The following is a 1,068-nucleotide window of genomic DNA, read 5'->3' as shown; positions in this document are numbered from 1 at the left end:
GTGACAGCATTATCATAAGGATATCCAGGTTTGGAGTAAGAAGCAAGCAATTGATGCTCATCTAATATTTTTCTAAAGGAAGCTGATTTAAATTGGCTACCTTGATCCGAATGAAAAATGATTGGTTCCTTAGGCTTCCTCTTATTTATAGCCATCCCTAATGTGTCACAGGCAAGTTTAGCATCAATCCTGTCACTTACTTTCCAAGCAATACATTTTCTAGAGTAGAGGTCAAGGATGGCGCAGAGATAAACATGCCGTCTATGTCCTATAGAAATATAAGTGAAATCAGTTGTCCATACTTGATTCGGGGACTTAGGATTAAATTCTTGTTTAAGGAGATTATCAGAAGAAAATGCAGGAGAGTGTTTTGATTTAACTCTAGGTTTAATCGTTGACATTTTAGGGAGTGTCATAGACTTGAGAAGTCTTAAGATACGCCCCTCAGAAATATTAACGCCATAATCACGCAGGAGAATAATTTTAAAAGCTCTCGTTCCAATTCTTTTCTTGGCTTTCATATAAATCTCAAGGAGTAATTTTCTCAAGCGTTGATTTTCTATTTCACGTTTTGAGGGCTTCTTGTTTATGAAGTTATAGTAGGTGGAACGATTGACATGTAAAACACGACAGAGCATAACTGTCGTGTGTTCAAATCGGAGTCTATAGACTGCTTTTAATCTCACTTGGAGTTTTGCATGAATATGGCACTTGCTTTTTTTAAGATAAGATTTTCTTCTTCGAGTTGGGCATTCCTTTTTTGTAATTCTTGAATCTGTTTAGCAGTCAAGACCGTATTATCTTCAAGACGAACTTGAGAGTACTGCTTGATCCATTTTGCAAGTGCAGAAGGGGAGACACCATAGTCTTTACAGAGTTCGGATTGAGTTTTACCTGTTTGGTAGAGATTAACGAGAGATTGCTTAAATTCCTCGTCGTAACGTTTAAAACCTGACATAAAAGTCCTTTCATTTTTGTGTCTTAATAGACAGATTATAACACACAATTTTCTGTCCACTTTTATAGTATAGCTCCAATAAAGACATCATACAAGTATATTATAAAAGG

1 pseudogene is annotated in these 1,068 nt (G+C 36.0%); it reads right to left on the bottom strand.

The annotated features are described in order from the left end of the window. Positions 1-958, bottom strand: a pseudogene (locus PY650_RS36505) (IS3 family transposase); the annotation flags it as partial. Positions 959-1,068: the final 110 nt, after the last annotated feature.

It is taken from the genome of Martinezella calliandrae (genome assembly GCF_030272695.1).
Taxonomy (GTDB): Bacteria; Pseudomonadota; Alphaproteobacteria; order Rhizobiales; family Rhizobiaceae; genus Rhizobium; species Rhizobium calliandrae.
This window is presented reverse-complemented; position numbering and strand designations above follow the sequence as displayed.